The 15,051-nt window shown below is 32.7% G+C and carries 17 protein-coding genes and 1 pseudogene; all 18 read right to left on the reverse strand.

Going from position 1 to position 15,051, the window contains the following annotated elements:
• Window positions 1–37: 37 nt before the first annotated feature.
• Window positions 38–1,201, reverse strand: coding sequence for an efflux RND transporter periplasmic adaptor subunit (locus tag AMD28_RS08675; protein WP_055443748.1), 1,164 nt, complete (start codon window positions 1,199–1,201; stop codon window positions 38–40).
• 107 nt (window positions 1,202–1,308) lie between these two features.
• Window positions 1,309–2,564: pseudogene (locus tag AMD28_RS08680) on the reverse strand (ABC transporter permease).
• 1 nt (window position 2,565) lies between these two features.
• Window positions 2,566–3,810, reverse strand: a complete 1,245-nt coding sequence (locus AMD28_RS08685; RefSeq protein ID WP_055443749.1) for an ABC transporter permease — start codon at window positions 3,808–3,810, stop codon at window positions 2,566–2,568.
• Window positions 3,803–4,504: an ABC transporter ATP-binding protein gene (locus AMD28_RS08690; RefSeq protein ID WP_055443750.1), complete on the reverse strand. Its 702-nt coding sequence runs from the start codon at window positions 4,502–4,504 to the stop codon at window positions 3,803–3,805. Before AMD28_RS08690 ends, AMD28_RS08685 begins: the two co-directional genes overlap by 8 nt.
• A gap of 136 nt (window positions 4,505–4,640) precedes the next feature.
• On the reverse strand, window positions 4,641–4,862 hold the full coding sequence (locus AMD28_RS08695; protein WP_055443751.1) for a hypothetical protein: 222 nt from the start codon (window positions 4,860–4,862) through the stop codon (window positions 4,641–4,643).
• Window positions 4,863–4,910: 48 nt separating this feature from the next.
• The gene (locus tag AMD28_RS08700) at window positions 4,911–5,447 is read right to left on the reverse strand and encodes a DUF420 domain-containing protein (RefSeq protein WP_055443752.1); all 537 of its coding nucleotides are present in this window, start codon (window positions 5,445–5,447) and stop codon (window positions 4,911–4,913) included.
• 80 nt (window positions 5,448–5,527) lie between these two features.
• Entirely contained in the window at window positions 5,528–6,277 is a 750-nt protein-coding gene (locus AMD28_RS08705; RefSeq protein WP_055443753.1) for an SCO family protein, read from the reverse strand.
• 59 nt (window positions 6,278–6,336) lie between these two features.
• Window positions 6,337–7,053: a hypothetical protein gene (locus AMD28_RS08710; protein WP_055443754.1), complete on the reverse strand. Its 717-nt coding sequence runs from the start codon at window positions 7,051–7,053 to the stop codon at window positions 6,337–6,339.
• Between the two features lie 68 nt (window positions 7,054–7,121).
• Window positions 7,122–7,502: a cytochrome C oxidase subunit IV family protein gene (locus AMD28_RS08715; protein WP_055443755.1), complete on the reverse strand. Its 381-nt coding sequence runs from the start codon at window positions 7,500–7,502 to the stop codon at window positions 7,122–7,124.
• Between the two features lie 57 nt (window positions 7,503–7,559).
• Entirely contained in the window at window positions 7,560–8,537 is a 978-nt protein-coding gene (locus AMD28_RS08720; protein ID WP_055443756.1) for a cytochrome c oxidase subunit 3, read from the reverse strand.
• Between the two features lie 137 nt (window positions 8,538–8,674).
• Window positions 8,675–9,256 carry a cytochrome c oxidase subunit 3 gene (locus AMD28_RS08725; RefSeq protein WP_055443757.1) on the reverse strand — a complete coding sequence of 194 codons (582 nt, stop codon included), beginning with the start codon at window positions 9,254–9,256 and terminating at the stop codon, window positions 8,675–8,677.
• 2 nt (window positions 9,257–9,258) lie between these two features.
• Window positions 9,259–10,152: a heme o synthase gene (gene cyoE, locus AMD28_RS08730; RefSeq protein ID WP_055443758.1), complete on the reverse strand. Its 894-nt coding sequence runs from the start codon at window positions 10,150–10,152 to the stop codon at window positions 9,259–9,261.
• Between the two features lie 163 nt (window positions 10,153–10,315).
• A complete protein-coding gene (locus AMD28_RS08735; RefSeq protein ID WP_338035231.1) occupies window positions 10,316–12,148 on the reverse strand; it encodes a gliding motility protein RemB in 1,833 nt (610 codons plus the stop codon).
• Window positions 12,149–12,186: 38 nt separating this feature from the next.
• Window positions 12,187–12,417: a hypothetical protein gene (locus AMD28_RS19080; protein ID WP_338035232.1), complete on the reverse strand. Its 231-nt coding sequence runs from the start codon at window positions 12,415–12,417 to the stop codon at window positions 12,187–12,189.
• 127 nt (window positions 12,418–12,544) lie between these two features.
• Complete coding sequence (locus AMD28_RS08740) at window positions 12,545–13,339, reverse strand: energy transducer TonB (protein WP_055443759.1); 795 nt, start codon at window positions 13,337–13,339, stop codon at window positions 12,545–12,547.
• A 117-nt stretch (window positions 13,340–13,456) separates the two neighbouring features.
• Complete coding sequence (locus AMD28_RS08745) at window positions 13,457–14,185, reverse strand: energy transducer TonB (protein WP_055443760.1); 729 nt, start codon at window positions 14,183–14,185, stop codon at window positions 13,457–13,459.
• A 61-nt stretch (window positions 14,186–14,246) separates the two neighbouring features.
• Complete coding sequence (locus AMD28_RS08750) at window positions 14,247–14,621, reverse strand: VanZ family protein (protein ID WP_055443761.1); 375 nt, start codon at window positions 14,619–14,621, stop codon at window positions 14,247–14,249.
• A complete protein-coding gene (gcvH, locus tag AMD28_RS08755; RefSeq protein WP_055443762.1) occupies window positions 14,614–14,994 on the reverse strand; it encodes a glycine cleavage system protein GcvH in 381 nt (126 codons plus the stop codon). The genes AMD28_RS08750 and gcvH overlap by 8 nt, the downstream gene beginning before the upstream one ends.
• Between the last annotated feature and the right edge of the window lie 57 nt (window positions 14,995–15,051).

The raw sequence follows: 15,051 nt of genomic DNA on the forward strand, positions 1-15,051 counted from the left end.
TAAGTCTATATAAATGTAATTGTGTTACAGATATTTATTAATTCTTTTTTGCGTATTCTGGAACACCTTGAACTTGGTTCCAAACCTTTATTTTATCGTCTTTAGAAACGCCACTTTTTACTTCTACAAAAATACCATCACTAATACCAAGTTCGACATCTTTTCTTTCAAATTTTTGATCACCTGTTTCTAATTCTACAAAAGGCTTTTTTGTTTCTTCATCATATTGTACTAAAGCTTCTTTGATGGCTAGAACTTTATCTGCTTTATCTAAAATAATAGATGCATTTGCGCTTAATCCAGCTCTAATAAAAATAGAATCTATTTTTTGAAGTGTTCCTTTTATTTCAAATTGAATGGCTCCATTTTCGGCAACACCTTTTGGTGCTATATAATCTAAAACAGCGTCAAATTTTGTATCTTCAATGGCACCAACGGTGATTTCTAATGGTAAACCTTCTTTTATTTTACCAACCTCACTTTCATCAACTTTCCCTTCAAAAATCATTTTCTTCACATCTGCTAAAGATGCAATAGAAGTACCTTCGTTAAAGTTATTTGCTTCAATTACTTGGTTTCCTTCTTTTACAGGCACATCTAAAACCATTCCTGAAACCGTTGCTCTTACTTGCGTTTGTGCAATATTACCCAAACCACTTGTAGTTCCTGTTTTTACAATATCATAGTTTTGTCTAGCGCTATTCACATTTATCTTTGCTTGAGCAACACTTTGTTTTGCTTGTAAATACGTGTTATTAATAGCTTCAAAATCATTTGCTGAAATTACGCCTTTATCAAACAATGCTTTTTGACGATCATAACTAACTTGTTGCGTTTGCAGATTAATATTAGCCGTTTGTAATGCATTTTGATTACTAGCGATACTTCCTTTTGCATTTGTTAAAGAAGACACATTAGGAATTACTCTAATTTTAGCAATTAAATCTCCAGCGGTTACATACTCTCCTGCTTCCACAAAAATTTCTTCTACTACTCCAGAAATATTCGATTTAATTAAAACTTCGTCTTTTGGCACGATGCTTCCTGTTGCTACCGTTTTTACGATTATCGTTTGTTCACTAGCAGTATCTGTGGTATAACTAACTGGATCTTCTTGATTTTTTTGCCATAAGTAATATAGCGATCCACCAAAAACAGCAATAATAATTGCTAGTACGATTAGGGTTTTGGTTCTTTTCATGAGTTTGAATTTATTGTTTTTTGATTGTAACGTATAACATCCTTCGTATGCATTCGGGATGGCTTTTTAATTATTTGATTTCTTTTTTCTCTTTACGGAATACCTTCTTACTCCATACGTAAAGCGTCTACTGGTTTCATCTTTGTTGCACTATTTGCTGGAATTAATCCTGCTAATAAACCAGAGATTACTAATATAAATAGGGCTATAAATATTACCGACATACTTACACTTGGGTTGCAAAATTATCTACTGGACCACTATTATCTAAAATGTAATTTAAAATGAAAATCACAAATGCAGCAAAGGATATACCTACCATTCCTGAAATAATAGTTAGCAATAAACTTTCCTGTAATACTTGTGATTTGATAGTCCAAGGTGAAGCACCTAAAGCGCGTCGTACTCCAATTTCTCTGGTACGTTCTTTCACTACAATAAGCATGATGTTACTAATACCAATAATTCCAGACATTAATACCAAAGCACCTACAAAATAACCAACAACTCCAAGTATAGAAAACAGACCATTTACACGGCCAAATGCTTCTGATAAATCGAAATTACCAATAGCACGTTCATCATCTGGATGCACTTTGTGACTTGCTCGCATTAATTCTAAAATCTTAGCTTTTACCGAAGTTACGCTAGTACCATCTTTAGCAGTAATTGCCATCCAACCTACACTATCTCCTCTATTAAAAGCTTGTCCGAAAGTAGTAAAAGGCATAAAAATAGTATTTGCATCTTCTTCTTGATCACCACTATTGGAAGCTTTAAAAGTTCCTATAACTAAAAAGTTTACACCATTTATTTTAACATAAGTACCAAGAGCATCTTCATCTTTATCATACATAGCCTTCACTACATCCTGACCGATAACACAAACTTTACGTTTACTATCGATATCCGAATAACTTATAAAACGCCCTTGAAGAATATCCATAGGTTGTTGTTTAATGTATTCGGGATAATCTCCATAAATGGAAAACGCGCCAGTTTTTGTTCCTCTTATCACATTATTTGCGCCATTAAAACCACCTAATTGATGTCTAGGAGAAACATATCGCAATTCTGGTATCTCACGTTTAAGTGTTTCTACATCATCCAATTTAAAACTAAAACGTCTTCCTTTTGGTAAACCTTTGTATGCTTTTGTGGTTCCTTGTGTCCACATAAACATAGAGTTTGTAGCAAAGTTTCCAAAATCTGCTGTTACCCCATTTCTTAAACCATTTGTTAATGCAAGAAGTAGCACTAGAATGGTAATTCCCCAAAACACACCAAAAGCAGTCAAAAAAGTTCTAAACTTATTTGCTGTAAGTGCTTGTAATATTTCGTCCCAACGATCTCTGCTAAACATATTATTCGTCTCTAAGTGCTACAATTGGTCTAATTTTAGCAGCTCTATATGCTGGAATAAATCCTGCTAAAGCGCCTGCAAATACTAAAATAAAAACGGTAGCTATTGCGGTATTAAAATCTACTTGTGGATATTTTATAAAATCACTTTCTATGAGTGGGCCTACTAGTTCTAGCAAACCTAACCCAAGAATTAGTCCGAATAAGCCAGAAAACATAGTTACAAACACAGACTCTTGCAAGATCATCCCTACAATAGACCAAGGTTGTGCACCAAGTGCTTTACGTATACCAATTTCTTTGGTACGTTCTTTTACAATAATAAGCATGATGTTACCAACACCAACTACTCCTGCTATAATAGTACCTATACCTACAAACCAAAAAACGGCTGCAATGGTATCTACTAAAGAGTATATTTTTCTCGCCTCTTCGAGTGTATTATACACTCGAACTGCATTGGTATCATCTGGAGCAACGGTTTGTCTTAGCTTTATTTCGTTTTCTATGGCAGCAGAAACTGCTTGAGATTCTGCAACTGCTTGATCAAAATCGTCTGCCATTTTTAACGTAAACTTCATATTACGAATATTATCTGCTCCATTAAAAGCTAATTGCGCTGTTGGTAATGGTAAGAATACCTTACTTTCATCGCGTTCTCCTCCTGGATCATAAAAAACACCTACTACTTTAAAGCTAATACCATAAAGTGTGATGTATTTATCTATAGGATCTTCTCCTTTAAACAAGTCTTCTGCTACTTTATTACCAATTACTGCTACTTTTTTTACATTATCAATATCAGAAATATTGATAAAGCGTCCTTGGCTTACATCTGCATTTTCAATGAATTGATTTCCTGGTAAAATTCCTTGAATTCTATAATTTCCAGATTCATTTTTGTAGTTTACTAATCCGCCCCAAATAGTATAGAAAGAAGATTCATGTTCTATATTATCTGCATATTTATTAGAAACCGCATTAAAATCATCATTTTTTAGTTGGATACGTCTTCCCGGATTTAGTCCTTTATATTCTTTAGTAGTTGTTCCTGCCCAAATACTCACCAAATTGGTTGCATCTTTTTGAAACTGAGACTTTACACCATTTTGAATTCCGGTACTAAAACCTAAAAGGATTACTAAGATAAAAATACCAGAAGCTACAGAAAGCCCTGTTAAAAAAGTACGAAGCTTATTTTTACTTAAGGTATCAAATATTTCTTGCCAACGTTCTAGATCAAACATGTGCTGAAGCTCTTATCTGTTCTACTTTACTATCGTCTATAATTAAACCATCTTTTAGGTTTACAATACGTTTTGTCATTTGCGCAATATCTGGCTCATGTGTAACGATAAGTATCGTTTTTCCTTCGTCATTAATCCCTTGAATAAGATCCATAACTTCATAAGAGGTTTTAGTATCTAATGCACCTGTTGGTTCATCTGCTAATAATACTTTAGGATCACTTGCTAACGCTCTTGCTATTGCAACACGTTGTTTTTGACCACCAGAAAGTTCACTTGGTAAATGATGAGACCATTCTGCCAATCCTACTTTTTCTAAATAGTGCATTGCTTTATCTGCACGTTCTTTTCGTTTTACACCTTGGTAGTATAATGGTAAGGCAACGTTGTCTAATGCCGATTTGTAGTTGATTAAGTTGAAGGATTGAAAGATGAATCCTAAAAACTTATTTCTATAGTTTGCTGCTATTTTTTCGTTTAGATTTTTAATGGGAACGTTTCCTAGTGTATATGAACCTGAGTCCGCTTCGTCCAACATACCCAAAATATTAAGTAAGGTGGATTTTCCAGATCCGGAAGAACCCATTATAGACACAAGCTCTCCTTCTTTCACATTAAAATTAATACCTTTTAACACGTGAAGTGAATTACTTCCCATGTGATAAGATTTGTGTAAATCTTTGATTTCTATCATGATGATTGATTGATGATTGATTAGCATTGCAATATTACATAAACCTTGAAATGATTTATGCTAACAAACTGTTAAGAAATATTAACGCTATAGTAGTAAGACTGTTTTTATGTAGAAATGTTACAGAAAAATAAAATTATTCAGTATTTGTATTCGAAAACTTTTTGTAAATGAAGAATGCAATTCCTCCAACTAAGATATAAGGTACTGCCATTAGGTACACAATACCATCATTAACTCCAGCTGCTGTAGCTTGGCCATCTTCACTTTCTAAGACTGCTCTACACATGGCACATTGCGCATTGGTCTCTATAAAAAAGAGGAAAGAGAAAATAAAAAACAATATTTTTTGTTTCATAACTATTGAGATAAAAGTTGCTTCGACTAGCGTAGCATGGCAACCAATTTAAACATAATAAGGTGCAATCATAATATACACAATAACTCCTGTAACTGCAACATATAACCATAACGGAAAAGTGATGCGTGCTATTTTTTTATGTCTTTCAAAATTTTGGGTAATGGCTCTTACATACGTAATTAACACAAATGGTATAATTATTATAGAGAGTAAAATATGTGTTATTAAGATAAAGTAATAGACATATTTAATAACACCTTCTCCACCAAACTTAGTAGAATCACTAGTCATGTGGTATGCGACATAGAGCACTAAAAACACCGCAGAACACAGTACAGCTGTAGTCATTAGGTTTTCATGAAGAACAATATTTTTCTTTTTAATTGCAATAAATGCTATAATTAAAAGAATGGCAGTCATACCATTTATAGTAGCATAAATAGGAGGTAAAAAAGATAGCGGAGCTACATTAGGTATTTTAACACCAAATAGAATAGCTACAACAATAGGAACAGCTACAGATAAAATAACAATCCATTTATTATACTTTTTTTCTGCCTGTAATTTTTCTTCTTGATTCATATGCTAACCCTTCCGTAATTATTCCAAAAAAGGAACAAACTCTCCTTCCCAAAATTAAGGAAGGTATTTTATTATTAATATTATTCGCTAAGTAATTTATTGATGTCTTCTTTAAGCATGGTTATTTGCTGTTCTTGACCTTCATCATCTACTTGTTCTTCTTCCGAAATCATTCCGTTATAATAAATAACTGGATTTCCGTTTACCATTCTAGAACGTATAAAACCATTTTTATCTATTAGCGCAAAGTTTCCAGAATGTTCAAAACCTCCTTCTGCTTCCGCCTCTATTGCGGTATATAAATTAAAACCTTGATTCGCTAGTTTATAGATAGCTTCTTCATCTCCTGTCATTAGATTCCAATTGGGGTTTGTAATTCCAAATTTTTCGGCATAAGCCTTTAATACTTCGGGAGTATCATGTGTAGGATTTATAGTAAAGGAGGCAACACCAAAGTTTCTATTATCTGGAAATGTATTTTGAATCTCTACCAAGTTACTACTCATTCTAGGACAAATAGTAGGACATGTTGTAAAGAAAAATTCAATTACATACACCTTACCAAGGTAATCTTGATCGGTTATTGTTTTACCATCTTGGTTTGTAAAACTAAAGCTAGGCACTTTTTTTGCTTCGCCATTAATTTCAAGAAAAGCTAAATCTGAAGTTCGCATCGTTCTATCTTCATTAGACACACTAACACTTCTACTCTCTTCTCTTGTAATATCATTGCTGGTAACTCTATCTACTATTCTAGGAATAAAAATAATTCCGAATACTAAAACGGTTAGTGCGATACCTATATAGGAATAATTGGCTTTTTTGCTCATAACTTATATTTTAAACGAATGTATTGTATAGATTTCTCGACAAGCTCGAAATGACAAATTTATTCGGTTACGTTTTTTAAATCGTTGGCTCTTCTGGTTTCGGAGTTAAAGTTTCCTTTTCGTTTTTGTCTGTATTCTGTAAAAAGGATTCTTACATCTTCACTCATTTTATTTTTCAACTCAGCAACTTCAATACAATCGTAGGATTTCATTTGATATGCTGGCTTGTCCTTTTGCTTTTCGCTATCGGATCTATCGTCTATTCTTCCTCTTAGATTTAATTCCTTATCAATAATAACTACATCATCTGTAGCTAGATTTGCATCTAGATCTTTGATTAAATGCAAGCTATTATATAGTTTTTGAATTTCTTTATCGGAAGCCGAAACGTATTTCCAATATTCTAAATATTCGTATTTACTCAGTTCACTTTTTAGTTGTTTCACTTCCGCTTTAGCGCTATCGGGAACTACCATAACAATCTGAAACTTTTTAAAACCTTTAAACTTATCGTACATCAACTCTTTCAAGTTAGACATTGCAGTAAGTTTATCTATTGGATTGTTTCCTAGAAACCCTAAAATAGTGATATGGTCTTTAAGTAAGATACTTTCGTTTTCTGTGGAAGTAAAAGAAGTAATGTCTAAAACATTTTCTTCAAGAATATCTAAAGCAATATAATTGTGTTTTGCAGGATATAAAAACAGGAGAAATACTACTGGAAGGAAGAATAAAATTCCAAGAATTACATTTCTTTTAATCAGTTTTTTGTTCATAGTACAAAAATAAAAAAAGACGGTTTAATAACCGCCTTTTATATATAATTTAACTGAAAAATTATGTTTTAAAAATCATTTTTAATAAAACCTGAAGCATATACAGATTCTATATAACCCCCTTCTTGTAAAAGAATAAATACAAGATATAATATTAAGAACACTGCTGTCCATACTACCATACGTCTTAAAGCTTTTACTTCATCACGCATGTGCATGAAATCCCAAGTAATGTAATATGCTTTTACAATGGTTAAGATGATGAATATCCAGTTTAAGATTTTCATCCCTAAAAACTTACCCATTAAAGCTTCTGGTTTAGCAATACCTAATGCTACTTCAATTATAGTAACAAAAGTTAAGAATGCTAAAACACCCCAGATTTTTGCTGTATTGGATTTAAATTTAACTAAACCTCTAAATATTTCTAATTTATGTTCGTGTGCCATTCTATGTGTTTTTTAGATTTCCTTCTTCCAGGAAATGAAAAATAAATTTTTAATTAATTAAACTAGGTAGAAGAAAGTAAATACAAATACCCAAACTAAATCTACAAAGTGCCAGTAAAGTCCAACTTTCTCAACCATTTCGTAACTTTTACGTCTTTCATAAGTTCCTAAAATAACATTAAAGAATATAATGATATTAAGTACCACTCCAGAAAATACGTGAAAACCGTGAAAACCTGTGATAAAGAAAAAGAAGTCAGCAAACAATGGAGAACCGTATTCATTTACATGAAGGTTTGCTCCTTGCACAAATAATCTTCCATTTTCTTTTAGTTGTTTAATAGACTCTTCTCTAGATAAGACTGTCTTTTCACCTTCTGCGTTAATAATTTGAGTTCTTACTAACACATCTGGATGTGCAGCTAAACCATTATTTATTTCCGTCATTGTATATGTTGGTAAAGCACCTTCATCTACAAACCATAAACCGTTTTTGCTTTCGTGTTGTGTTCTTGTTCCTGTTTCCACTTTTGCGAAATCTGCTACAGCAACACGGTGTCCTTCTGCATCCACAAACTGTAAAATGTTTCCACCTTTAGTTTGTACCGCTCCAAACTCCCCTTTAATAAAAGTATTCCATTCCCAAGCTTGAGAACCTACGAATATAATACCACCAATTACAGTTAAAAACATGTAAATAGTAACTTTTGCTTTATTCATATGGTGACCTGCATCTACGGCAAGTACCATGGTTACAGACGACATAATAAGTACAAATGTCATAAATGCAACATAATACATTGGTGCTTCTACACCATGTAAGAAAGGAAAGTGAGTAAACACTTCATCGGCAATTGGCCAAGAATCAATAAATTTAAATCTTGAGAAGCCATAGGCTGCTAAAAACGCTGAGAAGGTTAATGCATCGGAAACGATGAAAAACCACATCATCATCTTTCCATAACTTGCTGTTAGAGGTTTGTTCCCTCCACCCCAAGTTTTACCTTCTGTTCCAGTAGCTACTGTAGTATTCATATAATTGGTTTAGTTATTAAAGTTGCACAAAAATAATCATTTTATTTTTCTAACGAAACATACAACACTAAATTTTAAAAGACTCTAAGTAAGCTTTAGCTAATACGCTAAAAAAGAACCTTAAAAAAGCGTTAAAATTATCTCACGAAATATAAAAACAAAAAGAGATATACCCAAAGTATATCAATAAAATGCCAAAAGGTTGCAGCTAGCTCGAAGCCTAGCATATTTGTAGCATTATACTTTTGTTTAAAATGATTATAAATTACCACTAACAGGCAAAACATACCAACAATAACGTGCAAAATATGCACCATTGCGATTAAATAAATATAAGACATAGTAACATTACTAGTTGGACCAGTAAAATTATACCCTAAATCTATGATTTGCTGAAAGCCTTGAAATTGATTAATTATGAAAACAACACCTAAAACTAAAGTGGTTAATAACCATATAGTAGTTTGTTGTCTATTATTGTTTTTTAAAGCACGTTTTGCTAAAATAAATGTGATGCTACTTATTATAATTACAATAGTACTAATTATAAAAGCGTTTGGTAACACAAAGTCTTTTAACCAATCTGGTCTAGCACTACTTACTACAAAAGCACTTGTCCATCCTGCAAAAGACATCACTAATGAAATTATACCAAACCAAAGCATCATCTTTTTTGCTCTGCCGTGTTTTTCTTGTAAAGTACCTTGAGTAAAATCCATTATTAACGTATAAATTTATCTAATACATATACTATTTGTAGCAATGTAATATAAGAAACACTAGCAAGCATTAATGTTTTTGCTGCTTGTGTTGTCATTTTTTTAAATAATTGTAAAGCAAAATAAAGCAATCCTAAACCTAAAAGCCCCACTATAATTGCCGAAATTGGGGTTAGGTATAATTTTCCTGTAAAACCAAATGCTGGAATTAGCGAAGCTAAAACTGTCCATACGGTATATACAATGGTTTGTACTGCTGTACCTTTATCTCTCTTTCTTGTAGGTAACATAAAGAAACCTCCTTTTTCATAATCGTCGTATAAAAACCAGCCAATAGCCCAAAAATGGGGGAATTGCCAGAAAAACTGTATGGCGAATAAGGTTCCTGGTTCGATACCAAAATCATTTGTTGCCGCAACCCAACCTAACATAAATGGAATTGCTCCCGGAATAGCACCTACAAACACAGATAATGGTGTTTTTGTTTTTAACGGTGTATACACACAAGCATATAAAAATATAGAAATCGCTCCAAACATAGCTGTTTGCGGATTTATGATATATAAAATAACGATTCCTAAAATGGTAAAAACAGAAGCAATAGCAAAGGCAGTATTTACAGACATACGTCCTGCAGCAACTGGTCTGTCTTTGGTTCTATCCATTAAAGCATCTAGATCTTTCTCTATAATTTGATTGAACGCATTAGATGCACCAACCATAAAATAACCTCCAAAGGCCAATAAAATAAGGGTTTTATAATTCACGATATCTACACCTAACAGGTAACCTGCAAGCGAAGAAAACACGACACTTAATGCCAAGCGCATTTTAGTAATTTCTTTAAAATCTGAAATTATGCTATGTTGTACTGTAGATGTGGCTGTTGTACTCAAATAAAACGCTTTGTTTTGCGAGTGCAAAGATACTTTATAAAACGATATTTAAAAAGAAAAAACCACAAGGTTTTAGTTTGTGGTTTTTAGAGTTACTGGATGTTGTTTAAATTATATGTTTTTGAAAGAGTATTCTATAGATTCCTTCTTTCGAAGGAATTGTCTACAAATCAAAATACCAGTTAAACAAGTCGGTTCGAATCCCGAAATTAAACCAAACGGTATTATTTTTAAAGGTAGTGGCTGTTTGTGCTTCCGGATTAAAATCTCTAACACTTATATCTGCAAATATTTTTAGATTGGTAGCAGGATTAATTAGATAGCCAGCTTGCAGGTTGGAATAAAACGTTGTGGTTTTATTTCCTTGTCCTACTGTAATCCCTGTATTTCCTGGTCTATCGTTATAGCTTTGGTAAATATTATTTCCATAACTAATAGTGTTATCAAAATCTAAACCTCTAGCTCCTAGATTTATTTTTGCATTTGCAAACCAGCGTTTATAGTGGTAACGACCAATTAAAACCAACTCACTAAAATTGGCTCCCCAAAGATGCGCCATTGACTGGTTATTATGTCCGTAATTTAAAAAAGTACTGTTGTGCGAATAGGTATATGGACGCACTCTATTATATTCTGCTTGTAACATCAGGTTGTCTACTTTAAAAGCATTGTAATACTTTAGACCTAATTGATACCCAAATTTGTTTTTCCAACTTTTTTCTCCTCCTGTAATATCACTCAAAGAAAACTCATCTAACACAAACTGACTGTATGCATTGATGTTATCGTTAATTTTATATTTAGCCGACAAACCCATTATTGCATTTCCTGCGTCTTGTCCAGTTTCAAATTCGATAGCACGATAAAATATAATTGGGTTGATGTAATTTATATCAAAACCTCTGTTTTGCGATTTTGCCCAAACAATAGATTCGAAAAAACCAACATTTAATCGCTTTGTGGCATTCCAGCTTAAAAAATGTGTTGCCATGTATTTACTTAAATAAGCACCTTCTGCATCTGTACCTGCTGGTGTAACATCTTTTAACCACATCCAAGTATTGGTGTACTTTATCTTCCAGAACTTGGTATTGATCTTTAAAAACGGGGAAGGACTAGCAACATCACTTAAAAATAAGGAACGGTACCCATCACCAATAAAGTTTTTACCATGACCAAATTGTACGTTTAAAAAATCGGTAGGTGAATAGGATAAATATGCTTCAGCAACCGGATAATCATAAGAATCATCTTTAAATCGTTTTGCAATTCCTCTTCCCGGAATTATAGCAACCTCATCCGAAGCTTTTATAGATTCCGCATATTGGTTATAGTATTGCGCAAAGCGTCCTTGACTTTCAAAAACCGAAGCATAGAAACTAAATTTCTTCCCTAATCCTCCTTGAATATTAATTCCTCTTGTATTATTATAGGTAGAACTAAAATCGGCGTCGGTATCTTTACCAACTTCAAAATCAAAAATAGGATCTATAGTAAACCAGTAGTTTTCTGCTTGATAACGCACAAGATGTTCGTTCCATAATTTTCTAGACACTAAGGTTTCTTTTCCTTTTGTTAAAGCTTCTTTTTCTGCTTTAAAATCGTAATATTTAGAAACGTCTTCATATACAAATGGCTTAGATGCAGTATGGCTATTTGTACCTACTAGATTGATATTTCTATCAAATTTAGCATATCCACTATGTGTAAAAGGGATATTTAACTGACTCGTATATTCTTTGTTTGTGTATGGAACCAGCTTTTTATTAACGCTATCGTATTCGGTTTTAATAGCATCTTCTATAGACATTTTATCTTCTTCTTTTGTAAGACTTTTAGAGGCAAGACTCTTGGTTGCCACCGCTTGGTTTACAATAGGAATTTGAATAGGAATAGAATACTGCTTAAACGTTGGTTTCCCATTATAGGTTCCTGGTTTAATTTTTGGCAATGCATCAAAAACACGAGTTGCTTCGTCTTTTAATTCATCATACATGGCATCTACGTAAATAACACGAAAAGCTCCTTCCTTATCTACTTCAAAAGTACGACAACTTCTCCGCTATACTTTTCTTCGGAAACGACTTCTGGTGTTTTAAAGGTATTGTAAATATGATTTAACACGTTCGCATCAAAACAATTTTGAAGGCTTTCTATTTCTGAAGCTTCGCAATTAGGAAAAACGGGAGGCTTTTCGAAAAAAGAATCTTCTTGTGAAAAGGTAACGTATGGAATAAGAAGAAGTAAAAAGATGAATTTCTTCATAGTGTGTTTTGCTGTTTTTAATAAAGTGGTAAGATACTATTTTTTTATAATCCGTTAAATTAAAAAAAAGTCGTTAATAATTACTTATTAACGACTTTGATTTAAAACGAATATGATTTATTCCCTATTAATTCACATTAAAAATAATAGGTTGTGAATACACCACAGACACATTTTTATTATGTTGTTTTCCTGGCTTCATTTTTGGCAATTTACCTATTACCTCTTCTGCCTCTAGTTTTAATTCTTTGTATTTTGTAATTGCAGTAACTTCTGTTATTTCACCATTTTGGTCGATTTTAAAAGCTACGTTAATTCTTTGTCTACCAGACAAGCCTAATTCACTAGCGATATCTGTGTCAAATTTTTTCTGAATATGTTTTGCTATTTTCTTTGACATACATGCTTTGCGGGCGTCATTGGTTGTTGCTTTTTCACAACCCGGAAACACAGGAACTTCTTCTACCTTAGCAAATGGAAGGGTTACTTCTTCTGGAACTTTTTCTAAACCTGTAAAATCTGGTTCGCTTGGTAACACATTTGTTGTTTCAGGTTCTGTAATCATTCCTGCTGTTTCTTTAGCTATAACATCATCATCCTCTACAACTTTTACTTTATCCACAAACTTAGGCTCCTCTTTCTTAGGCGTTTCTTTTACCTCTTTAACAGGTTCTTCAAAAATCTTAAAGGTATCTGGAACATAATCTACGGGTAAATCATCTACCCAAGCGACTTCTGGCGTGTAGGTTTTGCTAGCAAACTCCATTTCTAAAAGTCCGTAGCTAAATAGCAAACATACAATTAAGCCTATTTGAAAGTAAATAGTTGCGTTTTTTTGTAAATTTGCATCATGCTTTTGTGATTTTTTTACGTTTTCCTCTTTTTGGTCATTGAGGTCGTAAGAATTCTTTAAGTTTCTCATAATATCAAAGGTTTTAATGTTAATATTATGACAAAATCACAATAAGCATACCAAAAAAGAAATCCCGTTACATTAATTTGTAACGGGATTTTAATATTATGTAAAAAGAAATTCTTTTTAGTCTTGTACTTGGAATGAGATTGGAAAACCGTAAGGTACTGTTACCGCTTTACCACGTTGCATACCTGGCTTCATTTTAGGTAATTGACTTACCACTTTTACAGCTTCTTGCTCTAATTTTGGATGTGGAGCTCTTGCTCTTACACCAACAACGTTTCCGTTTTTATCTACTTTAAATTGAATGCTGATTCTGTGCTTCCCTGCATTTAATCCTAAATCTTGTGCTAAGTCTGTGTTGAATTTTTTATTTACAAACTTGCTGATTTTTTCAGACATACATTTTTTTCTTGCATTGTTATTCGCTTCCTTTTCGCATCCTGGAAAAACAGGTACGTTTTCAATAACTGCAAAAGGAACTTCAATATCTTCCTCTACTTCTTCAACTTCTTCTACTTCTTCAACCTCAACAATTTCTTCTTCTTGATCTGTTTCTGTAGATTCTATAACCGTTTCTTCTACCTCTACCTCATCTTCAACAACCTCAATAACTTCTGGTGCTGCAGGTGGTGGTGGTGGTGGTGGTGGTGTTTGTATTTGCTCTGTAATAGGCACTTCCTCGTCTAACTCTTCACCTAAATCTAATTGTCCGATATCAATAATAGACTTATCGTACGTTTTATAATTAATTGCAAAATTTGTTAAAAATAACATTAGCGCTAAACCTACTAAAAAGTATAGACCACTGTTTCTACCAACGTTTGCTTTAGGATTTTTCTTGAGTTCCATGATTATATGTTTTTACTTGTTGCTAAAATAACCATTTATTTGGCAAATAAGCAAGGGTTTATTATTTTTTAACTAGACTTTTTTTTAAGAGTAATAAAATGATAATAGTTAGACTGACACCTAATGTATTGGCTAAAATATCATTATTATCTGCTACTCTTGTATTAGTTAACATACTTTGCATAGCCTCAATAAGTATACCAAAAATTACAGAAACAATTGCTGAAACTAACAATCCTTTATTGTAAGACCATTTAAATTTATTATAAAATACTTGAAACCAAAACCACGCTAAAGCACTATATGCTATAAAGTGAAATATTTTATCTGTATTGGAATAATTAATTTCTGGTAAACCTGAAACATTGATAAGACTTAATACTGTTAAAGCTGCAGTATAAGACAAAGTAATAATTAACGCATATTTTTTAAGCACCTACTAGTGTTTTATATTCTTCGGCAGACATCAAGTTTTCTACTTGTGATACATCTGAACATTTCATTTTTATCATCCAACCATCTCCATAAGGATCTGAATTTACTTTTTCTGGCTCATCTTCTAAAGCTTCGTTGAAATCTGTAATCTCTCCAGATAATGGTAAAAACAAATCTGAAACAGTCTTTACTGCTTCCACGGTACCAAAAATTTCTTCGGCCTCTAATGTTTCGTCTACTGTTTCTACTTCTACATAAACAATATCACCTAATTCGCTTTGTGCGAAGTCTGTAATACCTATTATAGCTACATCTCCTTCTATTTTGATCCACTCGTGATCTTTAGTATATTTTAATTCTGCTGGGATATTCATTTTATTTATAAATTATTGTTATTGGCAAATGTATTTAATTGTCTTTTAATTTTAAAC

Source organism: Lacinutrix himadriensis, from assembly GCF_001418105.1.
Classification (GTDB): Bacteria; Bacteroidota; Bacteroidia; order Flavobacteriales; family Flavobacteriaceae; genus Oceanihabitans; species Oceanihabitans himadriense.